The 23077-nt window shown below is 60.9% G+C and carries 18 protein-coding genes; 15 read left to right on the top strand and 3 right to left on the bottom strand.

Features of this window, described 5'->3' with window-relative positions; all coding sequences use genetic code 11:
- Positions 1–135: 135 nt before the first annotated feature.
- The 10 genes from csrD to ACJ8M3_RS17905 all read left to right on the top strand — a co-directional run bounded on the left by csrD (position 136) and on the right by ACJ8M3_RS17905 (position 14352).
- Positions 136–2070 (top strand): RNase E specificity factor CsrD, encoded by a 1935-nt coding sequence (gene csrD / locus ACJ8M3_RS17950; RefSeq protein ID WP_089197498.1) that lies wholly within the window; start codon positions 136–138, stop codon positions 2068–2070.
- Positions 2071–2482: 412 nt separating this feature from the next.
- On the top strand, positions 2483–3526 hold the full coding sequence (gene mreB, locus ACJ8M3_RS17945) for a rod shape-determining protein MreB (protein WP_003855260.1): 1044 nt from the start codon (positions 2483–2485) through the stop codon (positions 3524–3526).
- A 94-nt stretch (positions 3527–3620) separates the two neighbouring features.
- Entirely contained in the window at positions 3621–4646 is a 1026-nt protein-coding gene (gene mreC, locus ACJ8M3_RS17940; protein WP_060424614.1) for a rod shape-determining protein MreC, read from the top strand.
- Entirely contained in the window at positions 4643–5131 is a 489-nt protein-coding gene (gene mreD / locus ACJ8M3_RS17935) for a rod shape-determining protein MreD (protein WP_004936918.1), read from the top strand. Before mreC ends, mreD begins: the two co-directional genes overlap by 4 nt.
- A gap of 10 nt (positions 5132–5141) precedes the next feature.
- Positions 5142–5726 (top strand): Maf family protein, encoded by a 585-nt coding sequence (locus ACJ8M3_RS17930; protein ID WP_033644452.1) that lies wholly within the window; start codon positions 5142–5144, stop codon positions 5724–5726.
- A gap of 38 nt (positions 5727–5764) precedes the next feature.
- A complete protein-coding gene (gene rng, locus ACJ8M3_RS17925) occupies positions 5765–7234 on the top strand; it encodes a ribonuclease G (RefSeq protein ID WP_019453170.1) in 1470 nt (489 codons plus the stop codon).
- A gap of 88 nt (positions 7235–7322) precedes the next feature.
- Positions 7323–11126 carry an AsmA2 domain-containing protein YhdP gene (gene yhdP, locus ACJ8M3_RS17920; protein ID WP_047573545.1) on the top strand — a complete coding sequence of 1268 codons (3804 nt, stop codon included), beginning with the start codon at positions 7323–7325 and terminating at the stop codon, positions 11124–11126.
- Entirely contained in the window at positions 11123–11983 is an 861-nt protein-coding gene (gene nit1, locus ACJ8M3_RS17915) for a deaminated glutathione amidase (protein ID WP_033644455.1), read from the top strand. Before yhdP ends, nit1 begins: the two co-directional genes overlap by 4 nt.
- Positions 11984–11990: 7 nt before the next feature.
- Positions 11991–13436 carry a metalloprotease TldD gene (gene tldD / locus ACJ8M3_RS17910; protein WP_033651236.1) on the top strand — a complete coding sequence of 482 codons (1446 nt, stop codon included), beginning with the start codon at positions 11991–11993 and terminating at the stop codon, positions 13434–13436.
- Positions 13437–13587: 151 nt separating this feature from the next.
- Positions 13588–14352: a CDP-diacylglycerol diphosphatase gene (locus ACJ8M3_RS17905; RefSeq protein ID WP_069100234.1), complete on the top strand. Its 765-nt coding sequence runs from the start codon at positions 13588–13590 to the stop codon at positions 14350–14352.
- A gap of 60 nt (positions 14353–14412) precedes the next feature.
- Here ACJ8M3_RS17905 and ACJ8M3_RS17900 read toward each other — a convergent pair whose 3' ends face one another.
- Positions 14413–16092: a PglL family O-oligosaccharyltransferase gene (locus ACJ8M3_RS17900; RefSeq protein ID WP_089197497.1), complete on the bottom strand. Its 1680-nt coding sequence runs from the start codon at positions 16090–16092 to the stop codon at positions 14413–14415.
- Between the two features lie 694 nt (positions 16093–16786).
- Positions 16787–17728, bottom strand: a complete 942-nt coding sequence (gene uriH, locus ACJ8M3_RS17895) for a uridine-preferring nucleoside hydrolase UriH (RefSeq protein WP_069100226.1) — start codon at positions 17726–17728, stop codon at positions 16787–16789.
- Between the two features lie 207 nt (positions 17729–17935).
- Here uriH and ACJ8M3_RS17890 point away from each other — a divergent pair, with 207 nt between their 5' ends.
- Together ACJ8M3_RS17890 and ACJ8M3_RS17885 are read left to right on the top strand one after the other, a co-directional pair.
- Positions 17936–18211, top strand: coding sequence for a zinc ribbon domain-containing protein (locus ACJ8M3_RS17890; RefSeq protein WP_033644459.1), 276 nt, complete (start codon positions 17936–17938; stop codon positions 18209–18211).
- Positions 18208–18552 carry a hypothetical protein gene (locus ACJ8M3_RS17885; protein WP_033644460.1) on the top strand — a complete coding sequence of 115 codons (345 nt, stop codon included), beginning with the start codon at positions 18208–18210 and terminating at the stop codon, positions 18550–18552. The genes ACJ8M3_RS17890 and ACJ8M3_RS17885 overlap by 4 nt, the downstream gene beginning before the upstream one ends.
- Here the strand turns inward: ACJ8M3_RS17885 and aaeR are convergent.
- Positions 18543–19454, bottom strand: coding sequence for an HTH-type transcriptional activator AaeR (aaeR, locus tag ACJ8M3_RS17880; RefSeq protein WP_004936950.1), 912 nt, complete (start codon positions 19452–19454; stop codon positions 18543–18545). The two genes, ACJ8M3_RS17885 and aaeR, sit on opposite strands and share 10 nt — an antisense overlap.
- A 314-nt stretch (positions 19455–19768) precedes the next feature.
- Here aaeR and aaeX point away from each other — a divergent pair, with 314 nt between their 5' ends.
- From aaeX to aaeB, 3 genes are read left to right on the top strand one after another with little or no spacing between them, the layout of a single operon-like run.
- Positions 19769–19972, top strand: coding sequence for a p-hydroxybenzoic acid efflux pump operon protein AaeX (gene aaeX, locus ACJ8M3_RS17875; RefSeq protein WP_004936952.1), 204 nt, complete (start codon positions 19769–19771; stop codon positions 19970–19972).
- 7 nt (positions 19973–19979) lie between these two features.
- A complete protein-coding gene (gene aaeA, locus ACJ8M3_RS17870) occupies positions 19980–20915 on the top strand; it encodes a p-hydroxybenzoic acid efflux pump subunit AaeA (protein WP_033644462.1) in 936 nt (311 codons plus the stop codon).
- The gene (gene aaeB, locus ACJ8M3_RS17865) at positions 20915–22882 is read left to right on the top strand and encodes a p-hydroxybenzoic acid efflux pump subunit AaeB (RefSeq protein ID WP_033644464.1); all 1968 of its coding nucleotides are present in this window, start codon (positions 20915–20917) and stop codon (positions 22880–22882) included. Before aaeA ends, aaeB begins: the two co-directional genes overlap by 1 nt.
- Positions 22883–23077 lie beyond the last annotated feature (195 nt).

Here is a 23077-nt window from a genome sequence, read left to right as displayed (position 1 = left end):
AAGCGGCCCAAGTCCTGATAAAGGACAAAAACGGCGCTTGCAGGTTTAATTCCTCAGCAAGGCTTGTTAGGGTTGGACGGCCCCTTTTAGCTAAAGGGTGAACACTCACTTAACCATAGCGGACAAGGCACAGGGATGCGATTTACCACCAAACTCTCTGCATTGATCACTCTGTTGGTCGCGCTGGCGATGTTTTTGATGCTGATGGGATGCTCATACAGCTTCTTTTACGTTACCCAGGATCGCCAGGAGCGTCGCTTTGATTCGCTGGTCACGTCTCTCGATCAAGCCATGTTGCGCGAGTCGCCGCGCGATCAGGAGAAATGGTTGCCGATTGTCATGCGCCCGCTCGGCATTGTGTCGATCCGCGTAGAGGCCGGCGCCAGCAAGCTCCTCGACTATAAATTGCCGACGGCGAAAAAAGAGCCCTGGGATGCGCTGAACGGCTATCGTCAGGTCTCGCGGCCGCTGTTGCAGCACCCGGGCAGTATGCTGCAAATCACCTACCTCGATCCCTTCGCCAGCGATGTGCGCACGTTGCAATCCACGGCCGCCGTCACGCTGTCGATCGTCGTTATGGTGGTGATTTTGCTGTTCAGCCTGCGCTGGCTGCGTGAACAGGCCGACGGCGAGGATCGTCTGGAGCGCCGCGCGCGGCGCATTCTGAACGGCGAGCGCGAAAACGTCATGCAGGGCGACGTGCGCGAATGGCCGGCCAACGTCAGCGGGGCGCTCGACCGCCTGCTGGCCGATCTGGCGGAAGCCCGGGAGGAGCGCAGCCGGGTCGATACGCTGATCCGCGCCTTCGCGGCGCAGGACGCCAAAACCGGGCTGAACAATCGCCTGTTCTTCGATAACCAATTGACCACTCAGCTGGAAGAGGAAGGCTCGCACGGCATCGTGATGATGGTGCGGCTGCCCGATTTCGAGACCCTGCGCGACACGCACGGCAGCGTGGCGGTGCAGGAGCTGATGTATTCGCTGGTCAATCTGCTGTCTACCTTCGTGATGCGCTATCCGTCGGCGCTGCTGGCGCGCTATTTTCACAGCGATTTTACCGTCTTGCTGCCGCATCGCACGCTGAAGGAGGCCGACGGCATCGCCTCACAGCTGGTCAACGCCATCGATGCCTTGCCTTCCACGGCGATGATCGACCGTGAGGCTTTCCTGCACATCGGCATCGTGGCGTACCGCAGCGGCCAGACCACGGAGCAGGTGATCGATTACGCGGAGCAGGCGACGCGGCACGCCACGCTGCAGGGCGAAAACGGTTGGTACGTGTACGACAGCCAGGTGCCGGAAAAGGGGCGCGGCAGCGTCAAGTGGCGCACGCTGCTGGAACAGGTGCTGGCGCGCGGCGGCCCGCGGCTGTATCAGAAACCGGCGGTGACCGTGGAAGGCGAGGTGCACCACCGTGAGATCATGAGCCGAATTTATGACGGCGCCCAGGAATTGCTGCCGGCGGAATATATGCCGCTGGTGGAGCAATTGGGGTTGGCGGAGAGTTACGATCGCCAACAGGTGAGCCGCATCATCCCGTTGCTGGCGCAGTGGCCTGAAGAAACGCTGGCGTTCCCGCTGTGCGTGGACTCGATTTTGCAGCGCTCTTTCCAGCGCTGGTTGCGCGATATGCTGTTGCAGTGCGAAAAAAGTCAGCGTCGACGAATTCTGATTGAACTTGCGGAGGCAGATGTGTGTCAACATATCGACCGTTTGCGTCCGGTGCTGAGGTTGCTGTCAGGGCTGGGTTGCCGCCTGGCGGTGTCCAAAGCGGGGTTAACCGTGGTCAGTACGTCCTATATCAAGTCGTTGCAGGTGGAGATCGTCAAGCTCCACCCGGGGTTGGTGCGGAGTATCGATAAGCGGGACGAAAACCAGCTGTTCGTGCAGAGCCTGACCGGCGCCTGCGCGGGCACGCGCGCTCAGGTGTTCGCTGCCAGCGTACGTACGCGCAATGAATGGCAGACGCTGAAAGAGCGTGGGATCCATGGCGGGCAGGGCGACTTTTTCGCGTCGCCGGAACCGATCGACATGGGGCGTAAAAAATATTCACGTCGTTATCGTGTTTAAGCTGATTGACGGACAAAAATTGACGTAGAATGAGGACCGGATCCATCTGGGCCTCGTTACCGTCTTTTTGGAGTTTTTTCCAAACTGCCTGCGACAACAACGCCTATTTGAGATAGGCTCTTGTCTGCCTTTATCTGGTTGACGTTGGTAGGTGCTTACCACCGGCGGCAATCAGGGAATATGTTAGATTTTATGAGCTGTGTTACGCCGTTTCGTGCGTTGACAGGGTGGTAAACTGAGCCTTTGTTCAGGGAATTCAGGCCTCATCCAATTTCCGTGCATTCGAGCAGAAACAATACAGACTATTTTTCACCGAAGTAGAACGTTTTTGCGCCTTGTCGCTGCTTCGTGTGGTTGGTAAAGTAGGCGGATTTTATTTTCCGCCCCCAGCTTGCAGGATTATCCTTTCGTTATGTTTAAGAAATTTCGTGGCATGTTTTCCAACGACTTGTCCATCGACTTGGGTACCGCCAATACCCTGATTTATGTTAAAGGGCAAGGCATCGTACTGAATGAACCTTCGGTGGTTGCCATTCGCCAGGATCGTGCCGGCTCCCCAAAGAGCGTAGCGGCCGTCGGTCATGACGCCAAACAGATGCTGGGCCGCACCCCCGGCAACATCGCGGCTATTCGCCCGATGAAAGACGGCGTGATCGCCGACTTCTTCGTGACCGAAAAAATGCTGCAGCACTTTATCAAACAGGTTCACAGCAACAGCTTTATGCGCCCAAGCCCGCGCGTGCTGGTCTGTGTGCCGGTCGGCGCAACCCAGGTTGAACGCCGCGCTATCCGCGAGTCCGCCCAAGGGGCCGGCGCGCGTGAAGTGTTCCTGATTGAAGAGCCGATGGCGGCGGCGATCGGTGCAGGCTTGCCGGTTTCCGAAGCGACCGGCTCCATGGTGGTGGATATCGGTGGCGGTACCACTGAAGTGGCGGTGATCTCGCTGAACGGCGTGGTGTACTCCTCTTCCGTGCGCATCGGCGGTGACCGTTTCGATGAAGCCATCATCAATTATGTGCGCCGCAACTATGGCTCGCTGATCGGCGAAGCCACTGCAGAGCGCATCAAGCACGAAATCGGTTCTGCCTATCCGGGCGACGAAGTGCGCGAAATCGAAGTGCGCGGCCGTAACCTGGCTGAAGGCGTACCGCGCGGCTTTACCCTGAACTCCAATGAAATCCTCGAAGCCCTGCAAGAGCCGCTGACCGGCATCGTCAGCGCGGTGATGGTTGCGCTGGAGCAGTGCCCGCCAGAATTGGCCTCCGACATTTCCGAACGCGGCATGGTCTTGACCGGCGGCGGCGCGTTGCTGCGCAACCTCGATCGCCTGCTGATGGAAGAAACCGGCATCCCGGTCGTGGTGGCGGAAGATCCGCTGACCTGCGTGGCGCGCGGCGGCGGCAAGGCGTTGGAAATGATCGACATGCACGGCGGCGATTTGTTCAGCGAAGAATAGTCAGCCCCTGGAAGGAGGAATCGTATCGGATGAATGCGCACAGCGAAAATCGGGTACGGTTCCTCTTTCTGTTGTCGAGGAACTCGCATAATTTATGAAGCCGATTTTTAGCAGGGGGCCTTCCCTGCAACTGCGACTTTTTTTGGCGGTGATCGCGGCCATTGGCCTGATCGTTGCCGACAGCCGGCTCGGCACGTTCGTGAAGATACGTAACTACATGGACACCGCAGTCAGCCCTTTCTATTTTCTGGCCAACGGGCCGCGTAAAGTTTTGGACAGCGTGTCGGAAACGCTGGCCACCCGCCAACAGCTGGAGCTGGAAAACCGAGCTCTGCGGCAGGAACTGCTGCTGAAAAACAGCGATATTCTTCTTCTTGGCCAATTCAAGCAGGAAAACGCCCGCTTGCGCGAGCTGCTGGGTTCCCCGCTGCGCCAGGACGAACACAAGATGGTCACCCAGGTGATCTCCACCGGTTCCGATCCGTACAGCGACCAGGTCGTTATCGACAAAGGGTCGGACAACGGCGTCTATGAAGGCCAGCCGGTGATCAGTGACAAGGGCGTAGTTGGCCAGGTCGTGGCGGTGGCGAAGGTGACCAGCCGCGTGCTGCTGATCTGCGATGCCTCGCACGCGTTGCCGATTCAGGTGCTGCGCAACGATATTCGGGTGATCGCCGCAGGCAGCGGCTGCGCCGACGATCTGCAGCTGGAACACCTGCCGAACAATACCGATATCCGCGTTGGCGACGTGCTGGTGACCTCCGGCCTCGGCGGCCGTTTCCCGGAAGGGTATCCGGTGGCGGTAGTCTCTTCGGTCAAGGTCGACAATCAACGCGCTTACACTGTGATTCAGGCACGGCCGACCGCCGGTCTGCAGCGCTTGCGCTACCTGCTGCTGCTGTGGGGCGCCGATCGCAACGGCGACATGCCGCTGCCGCCGGACGAAGTGCACCGCGTGGCCAATGAACGCCTGATGCAGATGATGCCGCAGGTGCTGCCGCCTGCCGGTTCGGTCGGGCCTCAGTTGCCGGCTCCGGCTACCGGCGTGGCGCCGCAAACCGCCGCTCCGGCGTCTGTCCAGCCTCAAGCTCAGCCTGCTGCGGCGGGAGTGGTGCAATGAACAGCTACCGCAGCCACGGGCGCTGGATAATCTGGCTGTCGTTCCTGGTGGCGTTGGTGCTGCAAATCATGCCGTGGCCGGAGCAAATCTACATGTTCCGGCCTTCCTGGCTGGTGTTGATCCTGATCTACTGGGTGATGGCCTTGCCGCACCGGGTCAACGTCGGCACCGGCTTCGTGCTGGGGTTGATCATGGATCTGATCCTCGGCTCCACGCTGGGCGTGCGCGCGCTGGCGCTGGGCATCATCGCCTACCTGGTGGCGTTCAAATTCCAACTGTTCCGCAATATGGCGCTGTGGCAACAGGCGCTGATCGTCGTGCTGCTGTCGCTGTCGATGGACGTGGTGGTGTTCTGGGCTGAGTTTTTAGTGATCAACGTCTCTTTCCGCCCAGAGGTGTTCTGGAGTAGTGTGGTAAACGGCATTTTGTGGCCGTGGTTATTCCTGTTGATGCGCAAAATCCGCCGTCAGTTCGCCGTACAGTAAGGGTATCTCAATGACTTCGCTTTATCTGGCCTCCGGCTCCCCACGTCGACGTGAACTGCTGACCCTGCTGGGCGTATCGTTCGACATCCTGTTGACGCATACCGAAGAGCAGCGCCGGGAAGGCGAAGCCGCAGAAGCCTATGTGCGCCGCCTGGCGCAGGACAAGGCCAAAGCGGGCGTGGCGCTGGCGCAGGAAGATCGGCCGGTGCTGGGCGCCGACACCATCGTGGTGCTCAACGGCCGGGTGCTGGAGAAGCCGCGCGACGAAGCCCATGCGGCACAGATGCTGGCGGCCCTGTCGGGCAAACAGCATCAGGTGATGACGGCGGTGGCGATCGCCGATCGCCAAGACGTGCGTTGCCAGCTGGTGGTGACCGACGTGACGTTCCGCAGCCTGTCGCAACAGGATATCCGCGACTATATTGCTACGGGCGAACCGATGGATAAAGCGGGCGCCTACGGCATTCAAGGAAAGGGTGGTTGTTTCGTCAGAACGATAACCGGGAGTTATCACGCGGTGGTCGGTCTGCCACTGGTCGAAACACATGAGCTGCTCAGTAATTTTGTCGCATTACGTGATGTAAGAACCGGTTGATGGGCGCTGCCATTATCGACCGGCTCTGAGGAGAAGGCATGACAGCTGAGCTACTGGTTAATATCACACCGTCTGAAACGCGGGTCGCCTATATCGATGGCGGCATTCTGCAAGAGATTCATATCGAACGCGAATCCAAACGCGGCATCGTCGGCAATATCTATAAAGGGCGCGTCAGCCGCGTCCTGCCGGGGATGCAGGCGGCGTTCGTCGACATCGGCCTGGACAAGGCCGCCTTCCTGCACGCCTCCGACATCATGCCGCATACCGAATGCGTCGCCGGCGACGAGCGGAAAAACTTCCACGTGCGCGACATCGCCGAGCTGGTGCGCCAGGGGCAAGACCTGATGGTGCAGGTGGTGAAAGATCCGCTCGGCACCAAGGGCGCGCGTCTGACTACCGACATTACGCTGCCTTCGCGCTATCTGGTCTTCATGCCGGGCGCGGCGCACGTCGGCGTGTCGCAGCGCATTGAAAGCGAAGCCGAGCGCGAACGCCTGAAGTCCATCGTTGCGCCGCACTGCGACGAGCTGGGCGGTTTTATCATCCGCACCGCGGCGGAGGGCATCGGCGAGGAGGAGCTGGCGCAGGACGCTGCGTTCCTCAAACGCCTGTGGACCAAGGTGATGGAGCGCAAGAAGCGCAACCAGACCAAATACAAGCTGTACGGCGAGCTGGCGCTGGCGCAGCGCATCCTGCGCGACTTCGCCGGCGCGGCCCTGGATCGCATTCGCGTCGATTCGCGGTTGACGCACGATCTGCTGGTGGAGTTTACCGGCGAGTATATCCCGGACATCACCCGCAAGCTGGAGCTGTACACCGGCAGCCAACCGATTTTCGATCTGTACGATGTGGAAAACGAGATCCAGCGCGCGCTGGAGCGTAAGGTGGAGCTGAAGTCCGGCGGCTATCTGATCATCGATCAGACCGAGGCGATGACCACCGTCGACATCAACACCGGCGCCTTCGTCGGCCACCGCAACCTCGATGAAACCATCTTCAATACCAACATCGAGGCGACGCAGGCCATTGCCCGCCAGCTGCGGCTGCGCAACCTGGGCGGCATCATCATTATCGACTTCATCGATATGAACAACGAAGAGCATCGCCGCCGGGTGCTGCACTCGCTGGAGCAGGCGTTGAGTAAAGATCGGGTAAAAACCACGATCAACGGCTTCTCTCAGCTAGGCTTAGTTGAAATGACGCGTAAACGAACGCGTGAAAGCATTGAACATGTGCTCTGTCACGATTGTCCTACTTGCAATGGGCGCGGCACCGTGAAAACGGTGGAAACCGTGTGCTACGAGATCCTGCGCGAAATTGTGCGCGTGCATCACGCCTACGATTCCGATCGCTTCCTGGTGTACGCCTCCGCGGCGGTCGGCGAAGCGCTGAAGAGCGAAGAGTCGCACGCGCTGGCCGAAGTGGAGATTTTCGTCGGCAAACAGGTGAAGGTGCAGATCGAACCGTTGTACAGCCAGGAGCAGTTCGACGTCGTCATGATGTAGCCCGCCCGACATCGGTAGGGGCCCGGCACGCCGGGCCCGTCAGTGCATAGATATTCCCGTTGCCAGGCAGCGGAGCAAGGAGAACTGCGTGAGGCGACTGCCTGGGATTCTGTTAGCAACAGGCGCCACCCTAATTGTGATTGTGGCGCTGCTGATCAGCGGGCTGCGCCTGATGCTGCCGAAGCTGAACGACTACCGCCCGCAACTGCTGGCGCAGGTGGAGAAGCTGTCCGGCGTGCCCGTGCGGATGGATTTCGTGCAGGGCAGCTGGGAAACGTTCGGCCCGCAGCTTGAAATGCGCAACCTGAGCGCTACGCTGCCCAAAAGCGATGTGCATATCGAGCGCGTGACGCTGGCGTTGGACGTGTGGCAGTCGCTGCTGCACTGGCGCTGGCAGTTCCGCGATCTGACCTTCTACCAATTCCGCCTCGACTTGAACGCCACGCTGGGCGGCGACCAGCAGGGCGAAGGCCTTGAGCCGGGCAAGATCAGCGATCTGATGCTGCGCCAGCTCGATCATTTCGATTTGCGCGACAGCCGTATCTCGTTCCTGACGCCCGCCGGCGCGCGCGCCGAATTTGACATTCCCCAGCTGACCTGGCTCAACGGCCGCGATCGCCACCGCGCCGAGGGGCAGATCAGTCTGTCTACGCTGAACGGCCAACACGGCGTGGTGCAGCTGCGCATGGACCTGCGCGATAATCAGGGCCTGCTGGATACCGGCACGGTCTACCTGCAGGCCGATAACATCGACATGAAACCCTGGTTTACCCGCTGGCTGCGCGCCAACACCGGGCTGGAAAGCGCCGACTTCAGCCTGGCGGCCTGGCTGCAGGTGCAGAACGGCCAGATCGCCGGCGGCAATGCGTTGCTCAAGCAGGGGGCGGCCAACTGGGACACCGGCGCCGCGCAGCACCGGCTGGACGTGGATAATCTGGCGCTGTCGCTGCGCCGCCAGGGCACCGGTTGGCAGCTCGACGTGCCGCAACTGCGTTTGAGCACCGACGGCCAGGCCTGGCCGCAGGGCGGGCTTTCCGCGCTGTGGCTGCCGGAAAACACCGAATTCATGGGGCCGGCGCAGAATGAAGAACTGCGTGTGCGCGCGACTGATATTCAGCTGGAGCGTCTGTCGGCGCTGTTGCCGACCTTCTCGTTCCTCAGCCCGGACGTGCTCGACCGCTGGAACGATCTGCAGCCGCAGGGGCAATTGGAAGCGCTGGCGCTGGACATTCCGCTCAAGCAGCCGGAAAAGAGCCGTTTCCAGGCGCTGTGGCGCGATGTCAGCTGGCAGCGTTGGGAACTGCTGCCGGGCGTTAACCACTTCTCCGGGGCGTTGAGCGGCGGGGTGGAGAACGGCCGCCTGACGCTGGGGCTTACCGACAGCACCCTGCCTTACGGCGACATGTTCCGAGCGCCGCTTGAAGTCAGCCGCGCGCGTGGCGCGCTGACCTGGCGTTACAACGATCAGGGCTGGGAACTGGCGAGCCAGGGGCTGGACGTCAAGGCGAAGTCGCTGTGGGTCAACGGCGATTTCCGTTATCAGCAGCCGGCCAAGGGCGATCCGTGGCTGAACATCCTGGCGGGCATCCGCCTGTATGACGGCGCCGACGCCTGGCGCTATTTCCCGGAACCGTTGATGGGCAAGCATCTGGTGGACTACCTGAGCGGCGCCATTCAGGGCGGCCAGGTGGATAACGCCACGCTGATTTATTCCGGCGATCCGCAGCACTTCCCGTATCGCAAAAACGAAGGGCAGTTCGAAGTCTTCGTACCGCTGCGCCATGCCACCTTCCAGTTCCAACCGGGCTGGCCGGCGCTGACCGATTTGGCGATCGATCTCGATTTCGCCAACGAGGGGCTGTGGATGCATGCGCCGCAAACCCGGTTGGGCAAGGTGGCGGGTAAAAATATCAGCGCGGTGATCCCGGATTACCTGAAAGAGCGATTGCTGATCGACGCCGAAGTCGCAGGCGCGGGCAGCGATGTGCATGACTACTTTATGCAGACGCCGTTGCACGATTCGCTGGGGGCGGCACTGGAGCAGCTGCAAATTGGCGGCGATGTCAGTGGGCGCTTACATCTGGATATCCCGCTGGACGGCGAGCAGGTCAAAGCCACCGGTGAAGTGGCGCTGAACAATAATTCGTTGCTGATAAAACCGCTGGAAAGCGAGCTGCAGAAGCTCAGCGGCAAATTCCGTTTCAACAACGGCAATCTGGAGAGCGACACCCTGTCGGCCAACTGGTTCGGGCAACCGGTGGCGGTCAACTTCACTACGCAGGAAGGCGAGCGTGACTACAAGGTCAACGTTGGTCTGAAAGGAGACTGGCAGCCGGGCAAGTTCCCCGGCCTGCCGAAAGAGGCCGCCGATGCGCTCAGCGGCAGCGCGCCCTGGCAGAGCCAGGTGGCCATCACGCTGCCGCACCAAGGTTCGGCCAGCTACGATATCGGTCTCGACGCGGATTTGAAGAAAGTGAGCAGTCACTTACCTTCGCCGCTGGACAAGGCGCCAGGAGAGGCGCTGCCGGTGAACGTCAAGGTCAAAGGCGGTTTGAACGGCTTCATGTTGACCGGTAGCGCGGGCAAACAGAACCGTTTCAACAGTGAATGGAACTTCGATAAAAAACAGGTGAATCTGGCGCGCGCCGCCTGGCAAACCAACGGGGGCGGCACGCCGCCGCTGCCGGCCGGCAAGTCGATGACGCTGAATCTGCCGGCGTTGGACGGTGAGCAGTGGCTGGCGCTGCTCGCGCCGGCGCTGAAACAGGGCGGCGGCAGCGGCCAGGTGGGCGGTTTCAGCTTCCCCACCACCGTGGCGCTGACCACGCCGCAGTTGCTGTTGGGCGGCCAGGCCTGGCATAAGCTGACGCTGTCGGCCGAGAAACAGCTTGGCGCTACCCTCGTGAGCGCCAAGAGCGACGAAGTGGACGGCAGCCTGCGGGTGGCCGATCGCGGGCCGTGGCGCGCCGATATCAATTATCTGTATTACAACCCGCAGTTCGCAGAGACGAAAAGCGCGGCGGGCACGCCGCCGCCGTCGACCGAAAAAGTTTCCTTCCGCGACTGGCCTTCGCTGATGTTGCGCTGCAAGTCGTGCTGGGTACTGGGGCAGAACCTCGGCAAGGTCGAGGCGGATCTGACTAATCGGGGCGATACTCTGACGCTGGATCACGGCCTGGTCGATACCGGCCAAGGGCGCATGACCGCCACCGGCCTGTGGAAACAAAACGCGCAAGAAGAGCGCAGCTCGCTGAAAGGCAAGCTGCTCGGCGGCAAGATTGATGAAACCGCCGCCTTCTTTGGCATCACCATTCCGCTCAAGGGAGCGCCTTACGACGTGGATTTCGATCTGTACTGGCATGGCACGCCGTGGCAGCCGCGGGTCGATACGCTGAGCGGCGCGTTGCAGGTCAAAATGGGCAAGGGCGAGATCGACAGCATGGGCGGCGGCCGCGCCGGTCAGCTGCTGCGGCTGGTCAGCTTCGACGCTTTGCTGCGCAAGCTGCAGTTCGACTTCAGCGATACCTTCGGCAAAGGCTTCTACTTTGATTCCATCCGCAGTACCGCCTGGCTGAAAGATGGCATAATGCATACTGATAATCTATTGATCGACGGCTTGGCGGCGGATATCGCTATGAGCGGCCAGATCGATTTGGCGCGCCGCCGCATCGATATGGAAGCGGTGGTGGCGCCGGCGATTTCAGCGACCGTCGGCGTGGCCACGGCGTTTGTCGTTAACCCGATCGTCGGCGCGGCGGTGTTCGCCGCTTCGCAGGTGCTGGGGCCGCTGTGGAGCAAGATTTCGCTGATTCGCTACCATATCGGCGGCGATCTCGACCAGCCGAAGATCAATGAGGTACAGCGTAAGTCAAAGGAGGATAAGGCGTCATGAGGAATGCTAACGTTGCGTTGTTGCAGTTGTGCAGTGGCGATCAGGTGCGCGATAACCTGGCCCAGATTGAACAGCAGATTAAGCAGCTCAATGCCGGGGTAAAACTGGTCATGACGCCGGAGAACGCGCTGCTGTTCGCCAACTCCGCAGCCTACCGCCAACAGGCGGAAAAACAGGGCGATGGCCCGCTGCAGAATGCGGTGCGCGAACTGGCGCGCCGCTATGGCGTGTGGTTGCTGGTGGGCTCGATGCCGCTCGTCAGCCGTGAGAACCCGGAGCTTATCACCACTAGCAGCCTGTTGTTCGACGAGCAGGGCGAGATCCGCGCCCGCTACGACAAACTGCACATGTTCGATGTGGACATCAACGACGCGCACGGCCATTACCGCGAGTCGGATACCTACCAGCATGGGCAGCACCTGACGGTGGTGGATACGCCGGTCGGGCGTTTGGGCATGACCATATGCTACGATCTGCGCTTCCCCGCGCTGTTCCAGGCGCTGCGGGCGCAGGGCGCCGAACTGATTTCGGTGCCGGCGGCCTTTACGCGGGTAACCGGCGAGGCGCATTGGGAAATCCTGCTGCGCGCCCGAGCGATCGAGAACCAGTGCATGATCCTGGCGCCGGCGCAGGTGGGGCGCCACGGGCCGACCCGTCGCACCTGGGGCCACACGCTGGCCGTCGACGGCTGGGGCAAGGTACTGGCCGAGAACCCGGACGCCGTGGCGGCACTGAAGGTGCGCGTGGACGCCGCAAGCCTGAAAAATATTCGTGCGCAGATGCCGGTGCTGCAGCACAACCGATTCCAGACGTCGCTGACGGCGCCGTCTGACAAGTTATCCTCCAATCAAGAGTGAAACCATTATGAGTCTGACGTTTGTCAGTGAGCAGTTACTCGCTACCAACAAGCTGAGTCATCAAGACCTGTACTCGGTACTGGGTCAACTGGCAGAACGCCGTATCGACTACGCCGATCTCTATTTTCAGTCCAGCTATCACGAAGCCTGGGTGATCGAGGACGGCATCATCAAGGATGGCTCTTACAATATCGACCAGGGCGTCGGCGTGCGCGCCGTCAGCGGTGAGAAGACCGGGTTCGCCTATGCCGATCAGATCACTCTGAATGCGCTGCAGCAGAGCGCCCAGGCGGCGCGCAGCATCGTGCGCGAGCAGGGCGACGGGCGGGCGCATACCCTGGGCGAAATCGGTTATCGAGCGCTGTACCCGCTGCTCGATCCGCTGCAAAGCCTGCCGCGCGAAGAGAAAATCGCCCTGTTGCACCGCGTCGACAAGGTGGCGCGCGCCGCCGATGCGCGGGTGCAGGAAGTGAACGCCAGCATCACCGGCGTTTACGAGCAGGTGTTGGTGGCCGCCACCGACGGCACGCTGGCGGCGGACGTTCGCCCGCTGGTGCGCCTTTCCGTCAGCGTGCTGGTGGAGCAGGACGGCAAGCGTGAGCGCGGCTCCAGCGGCGGCGGCGGCCGTTTCGGCTATGACTACTTCCTGGAAACCGTCGACGGCGACGTGCGCGCCGACGCTTACGCTAAAGAAGCGGTGCGCATGGCGCTGGTCAACCTCGGCGCGGTAGCGGCGCCGGCCGGCAATATGCCGGTGGTGTTGGGTGCCGGCTGGCCGGGCGTGCTGCTGCACGAAGCGGTGGGCCATGGCCTGGAAGGCGACTTCAACCGGCGCGGCACCTCGGTGTTCAGCGGCCATATGGGCGAGCGGGTGGCGTCTGAGCTGTGTACCGTGGTGGACGACGGCACCCTGCAAGGGCGCCGCGGTTCGCTGGCGATCGACGACGAAGGCGTGCCGGGCCAGTACAACGTGCTGATCGAAAACGGCGTGCTGAAAGGCTACATGCAGGACAAGCTCAACGCGCGCCTGATGGGCGTCGCGCCGACCGGCAACGGCCGCCGCGAGTCCTACGCGCATCTGCCGATGCCGCGCATGACCAACACCTACATGCTGGCGGGTAAATCGACGCCGGAAGAGATCATCGCCAGCGTTGAGTACGGCCTGTACGCGCCGAACTTTGGCGGCGGCCAGGTGGATATCACCTCCGGCAAGTTCGTGTTCTCCACCACCGAAGCCTATCTGATCGAGAAGGGCCGCATCACTAAACCGGTGAAGGGGGCGACGCTGATCGGCTCCGGCATCGAGGCGATGCAGCAGATCTCGATGGTCGGCAACGATCTGGCGCTCGATAAAGGCGTGGGCGTGTGCGGCAAAGAAGGCCAGAGCGTGCCGGTGGGCGTCGGCCAACCGACGCTGAAACTGGACACGCTCACCGTCGGCGGCACGGCGTAATTTTTCCTCCAGGGGCCACGCGTTGGCCCCTCAATCATGCTCCATTTTGCGGCCTTTCTCGCATTCGTAACGCTAAGCGCGGCAGGACGCCGTAGCCTGCACGATATAATGGAATAAAATTGACGTGGCGAAAAAACAGAGCAATACGATGATGACGCGTCTGGCTATACCCGCCCGGCGTTGGCTGCTGGCGCTGGGCGTCCTGTCCCTGACGGGCTGCGCCCGCTCCGATGCGCTGTGGGGCGTGGTCGATAAGCTTTGCATGGCCAATTATCAGCAAAAGCGCGATCCGGCGCCCTGTGAGCAGATTTATATGCCGCAGGGGAAGGCCCAGGGCTTTAGCGTGCTGCAAAATCCGCGTTACCCCTATCATTTTATTCTGGTTCCGACGGCGCCGCTCTCCGGCATCGAAAGCCCACAGATGCTGGCCGGGGAACGGACGGACTATTTTGGCTATGCCTGGCTGATGCGTTATCGGCTGGCCGCCGAATATGGCGGGCCGGTGCCGGATGATATGTTGGGCATGGCGATCAACTCCGCATACGGCCGCAGCCAAAACCAATTGCACATTCACCTGACCTGTCTGCGTGAGGACGTGCGGCGTCAATTGCAGGCGGAACGCCCCTACATACAGGAACAATGGCGGCCCTTGCCGGATAAGCTGTTGCGCCACACCTACTACGCGCGCCGCGTGATGCAGCCAACCGCGATGGGCGTTTACCCGATTAAGGATCTGGCGGATTATTTCCATCTGTCGCCGCCGCAGATGGCGGAATATGGCGTGGCGTTAGTGCCCACTACGTTTGGCGGCCAACGGGGGTTTATTTTGCTGGCCTCGAAGCGCGGCTGGGACGTCGGCAACCGCGCTTCGGTAGAGTCGCTGCTGGATAAAGAGTGCGCGATTTTGCCGCGTTAATTTTGCTACATAAAATGACGCAGGTGAGAGCGGTGAAGCATCGCTCTCACCTCGTTGTCCCTACCTGAACCGCGCATCCCGCGCAAACAGAAAAGCGGCTTCCCGTTGGCGAGCATCGGCTTGTGCTTGATCCCCCTGATAGTGCAAGATCATGATCAGCGTGGCGTAGACGTTGGCGTCGATGCGGCGCTGCAGATAGGCATTGGCCCACTGCCGATAGCCGGTCAACAGGGCATCATCGCGCGTTTGGTTATAGACCAGCAGCGCGTGAGATTGCTCGTCGAAGGTTTTGCGCTCCAGGTAGATCCAGGCGGCCGGCGGCGGCATCTGCTCGATGCTGTCGATGTTGGCCAGCATAGTGCGCTCCGACTGAGTGAGCGCCATGCGCCCTTGCCAGGCGAAGGCCGCCATCACCAGCACGCCGAGCGCCGCAAGCGCCACCGGCAGGCTCAGGGCTTTGGCGAACGGCAGCGGGCGGGGCTCGCCGGTTTGGCCGTCCAGCAGCGCCAGCAGCAGCAGAAACGCCAGCCAGTGCGGCGCAGACAGATAGAAAGGGTATTCCAGCTGAGTGTGTATCAGCATCGGCAGCAGCACCAGGAACAGGCCGACGCGCGCGCCGTTCTGCTGTTCTCGATCCCGTTGCCAGGCGCTTTTCAGCAGCCGTACGCCGGCGGCAAGGACGATAGCGATACCCGCCAGCGCCGTCAGGCCGCCCTCGACCCACCACAGCAGGATTTCATTGTGCGGATGCCCGGCGACTTCCAGCACTTCTCTCCAGGGCATTGTCTGCAGGCGGAAGTGCGCGAAGCTGTATTCAAAGCCGCCGTAGCCCCAGCCCAGCAGCGGCTTGGCCAGGATCATGGCGCCGACGTCGTGCAGCATGGTCAGGCGCGCGCTGTTGGAAAGCTCCCGTCCGATCAGGCCAGCGCGGCCATCCAGACCAAAACCGGTGAACAGCACCGTCAGACCGATCGCGGCGCCCAGCAGCAGCGCGCCGCCGGCCCAGCGGCTTGCGGCCGGGCGTTGGCGGGCAAAGCGCCACAGCAGCAGCGCCGCCGCCAATGCGGCCCCCAACCAGGCGGCGCGCGACTGGATCAGCACCAGCAGGGCGGAGAAAGCGGCCAGCAGGGCGAGCAGCGGGATTTGCCGCCGTGTCGGCGCAGAGAAGGGAGCCAGCAGCAGCCAGAGCGCCAAAGCCAGCCCGGTGGCGATAAAGCTGCCCAGCACGTTCGGCTGCTGAAAGACGCCGTAGACCCGGCCGCCGTTAGGGGATACCCAGGCCAGCGCGGGGGCGAACAGCTGTAAAGCCGCCAACAACGCCTGAATGCCGACGGCAAACAACAGGCCGAACAGCAGCAGCTCGCGCTGCCGTGCGGTGACGCGCAGCTGCAGGCAGGCGACATAGAACAACCAACCGCCGAGCAAACCGGCGCAGCGCCACAGGGCGTCTTCGCGCCATTCGGGGCGGGTATACAGCAACGGCAGCGCCAGCACGGCGATGCCGAGCAGCAACAGGCGCGCGGTGGGCGTGAGCGAAAGGTGGATGCGACCCAGGCAAACGGTAAACGTCACGATCAGCGTAGTGAGCGCCATGACGCCCCAGGCCAGAATGTTTTGCGGCAGCGCCAGACCGTCGCCGCCCATGTTGGGATGATAGACCGGCAGGACCGCCGCCATCCAGATCAGCAGCAGGGGCAGCACGGCGATGGTCGCTGCGTTAGCGGGAGATTTATCGGCCATGGTTAACCTGCCAAGGCCTGATAGCGTTTATTAAATGCATGCTTTGATTATTCCCTATCCTTTATCCTGGTGTTGAAATGCGTGTAATGTTGAAATCGAAAATGTCTCACGGGAAATTTAAACCGTCTTTATGGTAAAGCGATAAATAATGTTTGCCCTGAGAATGCGCGAGGCTGTTTGCCCAAAGAAAGGTTAAGCCGTATTTTTCACTCGCAAAAGGCATTTTTGTTGTTTGCAAAAACAGACGCGCTATTTTCTCAAATCTATTGTGATTCAGTCAATTTTTAATCCTAATGTTGTTTTTATTAATTAAAATCAATGGGTTGTTTGTGGTTCTTGCGTGTGTGGATATCGTGGGGTATCCCGGCAACGGCCTAGATTGGCAGGCAGTGTGAAGAATAAAAGAGGTATCTGCTTGTTTAATTGATGCCGTCAATGGCGGCGTGACGGTGGAGATTTACTTCATCGTTTTCCATTGCTGATTTTTAAATTCAATGTGATTTTCATGGTTTTAATTTTATTAAGATTCTTCCTGTCTTTATCTGTTTTTTTAAATTTTCATGAAATAATTTATTATTAGGATTGTTCTGCTGCATTGGAAATAAAAGCGGTTATGACTTGAGCCTCCCCGTTGCCGCGGCAGAATACAGACTAACGCGCCTGCCCAAGCGCGTTAATCTCGTCTCTTGTGCGCTTACTCCACGTCGCCGATCCGCTCCAGCGCATCCACCACCAGATCCCAGAATTTATCCTGATCCAGTTTGACCGCGACCTGGGTGTGGCAGTCCGGCGGCGGCGGCGCGCGGAAGTCCGCGACCGTCATGCCCAACGTCAGGGTGCCGGTCAGCTCGATATCCACCGGCACTTTGCGCACCGACATAACGCTCGGATCGATCACATAGGCCACTGCGCAAGGATCGTGCACCGGCGGGGCGCTGAAGCCCTGCGCCTGCTGATACATATGGCCAAAGAATGCCAGCAGTTCGCCGACGAAGGCGGCCGGCCGGGTGCCGAGGGCGGCGATGCGTTCGCAGACTGCCGGCGTGGCCAGCGCCTGGTGGGTGAGATCCAGCCCGACCATGGTCAGCGGCCATTTTTCATTGAACACGATGTGCGCCGCCTCGGGATCGATTTTGATATTGAACTCCGCCACCGCGCTCCAGTTGCCCACATGATAGCCGCCGCCCATCAGCACCACTTCCTTGACCCGCTCGGCAATGCGCGGCTCTTTACGCACCGCCATGGCGATATTGGTCAGGCCGCCGGTCGGCACCAGCGTCACGCTGCCGGGCGGGTGGGCCATCACGGTATCGATGATCAGATCCACCGCGTGGCGCGAGTCCAGCTGCAGGTGAGGCTCCGGCAGCACCGGGCCATCGAGGCCGGAGTCGCCGTGAATGTCGGGTGCCACTTCGATATTGCGCACCAGCGGGCGCGGGCAGCCGGCGGCGAAGGGCACGCCGGTGATATTGGCGATGCGCGCCACCGCGAGGGCGTTGCGCGTCACTTTGTCCAGCGTCTGGTTACCCACCACGGTGGTGACCGCCAGCAGGTCGATTTGCGGATTGCCCCAGGCCAGCAGCAGGGCGATGGCGTCGTCATGCCCCGGGTCACAGTCCAGTATGATTTTTTTCATGGTTATTCCTGATGCAGGGAGAGGTGCCCGCAGCATAACGCAGCGCAGCGGCGTGGGATAATGCCGATGATGCTTTTGTTAACGGCATCAAAGCCTTGCCATTATTACGATGTAATGAAACGTAAATCCTCATCGCCGGGCTTTACCCTGGAGTTTACTCCAGGGTTTACAGTGAGCTTCAGCGTGAATGCACAGAGGAGAGGCGGGATGAGCTTACTGAAAAGGTTGTTGGGGCAAGGCGGTATTAACGGCGGTCATCGGCGCGCGGGCCACGGCGGTGGCCACCATGGCAACCGCTATAGCCAGCATGGCGAACAGGGGCCGCAGTGCCCGGAATGCCGGGCCGTGAATAAGCCGGGCGCGCGTTATTGTCACCGCTGCGGCCAGCCGTTTGCTGCGGTGAGCGCCACCTGCGGACAGTGCGCCGCGCCGTTGCCGCCGGGCAGCCGCTTTTGTCCGCAGTGCGGCGGCGGTGTGCCGTGAATCGGGGCGGCTGGACGGTCGCGCTGCTGCTCGGCGCCATGGCGCTGTGGACGTTGCTGGCCTGGGGCGTATCCGGCCTGCTGACCTGGCTGCCGACGTTGGCGGAGGCGGCCGGAAACGCAACGTTGCCGGTGAACGGTGCGCTGAGCCTGGTGCCGCAGACGGTGTTGGACACTTGGCTGCCGTGGCTGAAACAGCTGGGCAGCGGGCTGGCGAGCTATTTTCCTCTGCTGCTGGCCTGGGCGGGCTACGCCGTCTGGCTGCTGTGGGGCATCGGCATGTTGGCGCTGATGCTGCTGGCCGCGCTGGCGCGCCGCTATTTAAGCGCTGCTCAGCGATAACCCTGATAGACCGCCGCTACGCGTTCGAAATAGTCGGTTAAATAGTTGATGCACACCTGTACCTTCAGCGGCAGTTTGTCCTTCTCGGTATAGAGCGCGTAGATCGGCCGCGGATCCGAATGGTAGCTTTTGAACAGGATCTCGATCTCGCCGCGTTTGATCTCTTCGATCACCCACATCAGCGGGGCGTAGGCGATGCCGGCGCCGTTTTTCAGCCAACGGATCATGGTGGAGGAGTCGTTGGTGACGAAGCGCCCCTGCGGGGAAATGCGCGTGGTGATGCCTTCCGGCGACATCAGTTCGAATTCGCTGTCGGGCCGCACGCTGTACTCCAGCCAGGAAAAGTTGACCATGTCGCTCGGCTTCTGCGGCGTGCCGTGCTGGCTCAGGTAGCTTTTGGCGGCGCACACCACCATCGGCATCTGCCCCAGGCGGCGCGAGAACAGACTCGAGTCTTGCAGCGCGCCGGTGCGGATCACCAGATCCAGACCGTCGGTGATCAGATCCGGCGCCGGTATACCGGTCACCAGGTTGACCGTCAGACCCGGGTACTCTTTCATCATCTCGGCGGTCATGTTCGCCAGCACGTTTTGCGCCATGGTGGACGAGCTGCCGATGCGCAGCGTGCCGGCGGGCGTATTGTTAAACGCGTACAGCTGCTCATGCACTTCGCTGACTTCCTGCAGCATGCGTCGGCAGCCCTGATAGTAAATCTTGCCGGCCTCGGTCAGGCCGATGCTGCGCGTGCTGCGGTTCAACAGCTTGACCTGCAGCTCATTTTCCAGTTTCGAGACGGTTTGGCTGATCGATGAAACGCTCATGTCGAGTTGGCGCGCGGCCGCGGTAAACGACCCGAACTCAACCACTTTGGCGAATACCGACATGCGTTTTAATCTTTCCATTATTCACTCTGGCTTAAAAGTGATTTAGATCACAGATTGTTGATGCCTTGATAGTAAGCAGGCTAATATAACGTGGTCGGGTGAATAGACCTCACCAACGTGCGAGAGCGAGCGGCGACGTCATCCTGCCGCTCCTCCGGCACCCTCGCAATCCCTGTCGTGGATGTCTGCCCCAAAGTTTAACCTTTTTTCGGGTTCGTGACCTGGACAAGCTGCCTGGTCAAGATTTGTGGCGCGCGCACGCTAAAATGTAAAGAGAATGTGAATGGCGAGACCTGTCTTTCCCCGGCGCAGTGAACAATAAGGAAAAAGTGATGAGTTTGCTTCCGGTTATGGTCATCTTCGGACTGTCGTTTCCGCCGGTGTTTTTCGAGCTGCTGGTGTCGCTGGCGCTGTTTTTTCTCTTGCGCCGCCTGCTGCAGCCGACGGGGATTTACGATTTTGTCTGGCATCCGGCGCTGTTTAATACCGCGCTGTATTGCTGCTTGTTTTATCTGATTTCGTGTCTTTTTGTTTGAGGTCGCTGTGAAAAATTTTTCGATAAAAATAACCCGAATCGCGATCACTTTGATTCTTGTGCTGCTGGGCATTGCCGCGGTATTCAAGGCCTGGGTGTTCTACACCGAGTCGCCGTGGACGCGTGACGCCAAGTTTACCGCCGACGTGGTGGCGATCGCGCCGGACGTCAGCGGCCTGCTGACCGACGTGCCGGTGGTGGACAACCAACTGGTCAAGAAAGGCCAGGTGCTGTTCGTGGTCGATCGGCCGCGTTATGAGCAGGCCTTGGCGGAAGCCGGCGCCGACGTCGCCTACTATCAGACGCTGGCGGCGGAAAAACGGCGTGAGGCCGGCCGCCGCGTGAAGTTGGGCGTGCAGGCGATGTCGCAGGAAGAGATTGACCAGTCGAACAACTCGCTGCAGACCGTGCAGCACCAGCTGGCGAAGGCCATTGCGGCTCGCGAGCTGGCGCAGTTGGATCTGGAGCGCACCACGGTGCGCGCCCCGGCCGATGGCTGGATCACCAACCTCAACGTACACGCCGGTGAATACATCACCCGCGGGTCGGTCGCGGTGGCGCTGGTGAAGAAAGATTCCTTCTACATCCTGGCGTACCTGGAAGAGACCAAGCTGAACGGCCTGAATAAGGGCGATCGCGCGGAGATTACCCCGCTCGGCAGCAACCGCATCATGCACGGCACCGTCGATAGCGTGGCGGCGGCGGTGAACAACAGCAGCAGCACGGTGAACAACAAAGGGTTGGCCTCGATCGACAGCAACCTGGAGTGGGTGCGCCTGGCGCAGCGCGTGCCGGTGAAGATCCTGCTGGACGCCAAGGACCAACAGCATCCGTACCCGGCCGGCACCACCGCCACCGTGGTGATCGTCGGCAAGAACGATCGCAATGCCGACAGCGGCTCGCCTTTTGTGCGCCTGATGCACCGGCTGCGTGAGTTCGGCTAATGAGCAGCCCAACCTTTATCCGGCTGAGATTTGCCTTCAAACTCAGCTTCGCGATTGTGTTTGCGCTGTTCGTCGGCTTCCATCTTAATCTGGAAACCCCGCGCTGGTCGGCGATGACCGCCGCCATCGTCGCCGCCGGCCCGGCCTTTGCCGCCGGCGGTGAACCCTTCTCCGGCGCCATTCGCCATCGCGGCTGGCTGCGCATCATCGGCACCTTTATCGGCTGCTTCGTCGGCCTGCTCATCATCATCACCACCGCCCGCGCGCCGGTAGTGATGCTGATGCTGTGCTGCATGTGGGCCGGTTTCTGCACCTGGCTCTCTTCGCTTATCAAGGTGGAGAACTCCTACGCCTGGGGGCTGGCCGGCTATACCGCGCTGATCATCATCGTGACGGTCGCCACCAGCGAGGCCCACCTGCTGGAAGCGCCGCAGTTCGCCATCGAGCGTTGCAGCGAGATCGTGCTGGGGATCGTCAGCGCCGTGTTGGCCGATCTGCTGTTTTCGCCGCGTTCGATCAAGCAGGACATCGATCGGGCGGTGGATAAGCTGCTGGTGGATCAATACCGCCTGATGCAGATGTGCATCAGCCATGCCGATAAAGAGGACATCGACCGCGCCTGGAGCAATCTGGTGAAGAGCACCACGGCGCTGGACGGCATGCGCAACAACCTGATGATGGAATCCTCGCGCTGGCAGAAGGTCAACCGACGGGTGAAAGCGCTGCATACCCTGTCGCTGACGCTGATCACCCAGGCCTGTGAAACCTATCTGATCTTGTTGAATCACCCGCAGGCGCTGAAAGAAAGTTTGCGGGAACAGCTGATGGTTCCGGCGGAGACCCCGCAGGAGATCCACAAGCGCATGAAGCTGTTGCGTCAGGTGCTGACCACGCATCGCTCCGAGGAAACGCTGCCGACCATCACCGGCTGGGTCGGCGCGGCGACGCGCTACCTGCTGCTGTCGAAAGGCGTGCACACCAACTGCAGCATCAGCGCGGTGGAAGAGGGCGTCTTGAGCAACGAAACCGTGGTCAAGCCGACCTCGGCGGAAGGGCATCACGCGATGATCAACGGTCTGCGCACCTTTGTGGCGACGGCCTTCGGCTGCCTGCTGTGGCTGTGGACCGGCTGGACGTCCGGCAGCGGTTTTATGGTGATCATTGCGGTGATCACCTCGCTGGCGATGCGCACCCCGGCGCCGCGCATGGTGGCGATGGATTTCGTGCTGGGCATGCTGGCGGCAATCCCGGTCGGTTCTCTGTTCTTCATGGTGATCCTGCCGGCGACCCAGCAGAGCATTTTGCTGCTGTGTCTCAGCCTTGGCCTGCTGGCGTTTTTCATCGGCATCGAGGTGCAGAAGCGGCGGCTCGGTTCGCTGGGGCTGTTGGCGGGGACCATCAACATTCTGGTGCTGAGCAACCCGATGGAGTTCAACGTGACCCAGTTTCTTGACGGGGCGCTGGGCCAGTTCCTCGGCAGCTGCGTCGGGCTGATGGTGCTGCTGCTGATCCGCGATAATTCGCGCGAACGCACCGGCCGCACGTTGCTCAACCAGTTCGTCAGCAGCGCGGTGTCGGCGCTGACCACCAAGGCGGCGCGCCGTCGGCAAAACCACCTGCCCGCGCTGTATCAGCAGCTTAATCAGCTGCTGATGATGTTCCCGAACGACATCGCCAAGTATCGTCTGGCGCTGAACCTGATCATCGCCCACCAGCGCATGCAGCGAGCGGAAATTCCGGCCAGCGAAGAGCTGTCGGCCTTCCACCGCCAGATCCGCAGCACCGCCGATCGGGTGGTCTCCGCCAAGAACGACGTCAAGCGCGCCTACTACTACGATCGCTTGCTGGGCGAAATGAACGAGTACCAACAGAAGCTGGTCGACAATCAGGCGCCGCTCAGCGTCACCGGGCCGGTGAAACGCCTGGCCGACATGCTGCACCGCTATCGCCACGCCTTGATCGATTGATGCGTTCCCTCCTGTTGCGCCGCGCTGTGCGGCGCCTTCCCTGACTATACTGTAAGCAGTCGTTGTTCGGCGGGCCGTCTCAGAGCAGGCGGCTCGTTTTCAGAGAGACTCCGAGTGCCAGAACGGCTGGAAAGTGGCATCATTGACATGAATGGATGAAACCCTCACCGCCGCGAAAACGCAACGTGTCGGTCA

Origin of the sequence: Serratia sp. CY55921 (assembly GCF_052167655.1) — a bacterium.
Lineage (GTDB): Bacteria > Pseudomonadota > Gammaproteobacteria > Enterobacterales > Enterobacteriaceae > Serratia > Serratia ureilytica.
This window is presented reverse-complemented; position numbering and strand designations above follow the sequence as displayed.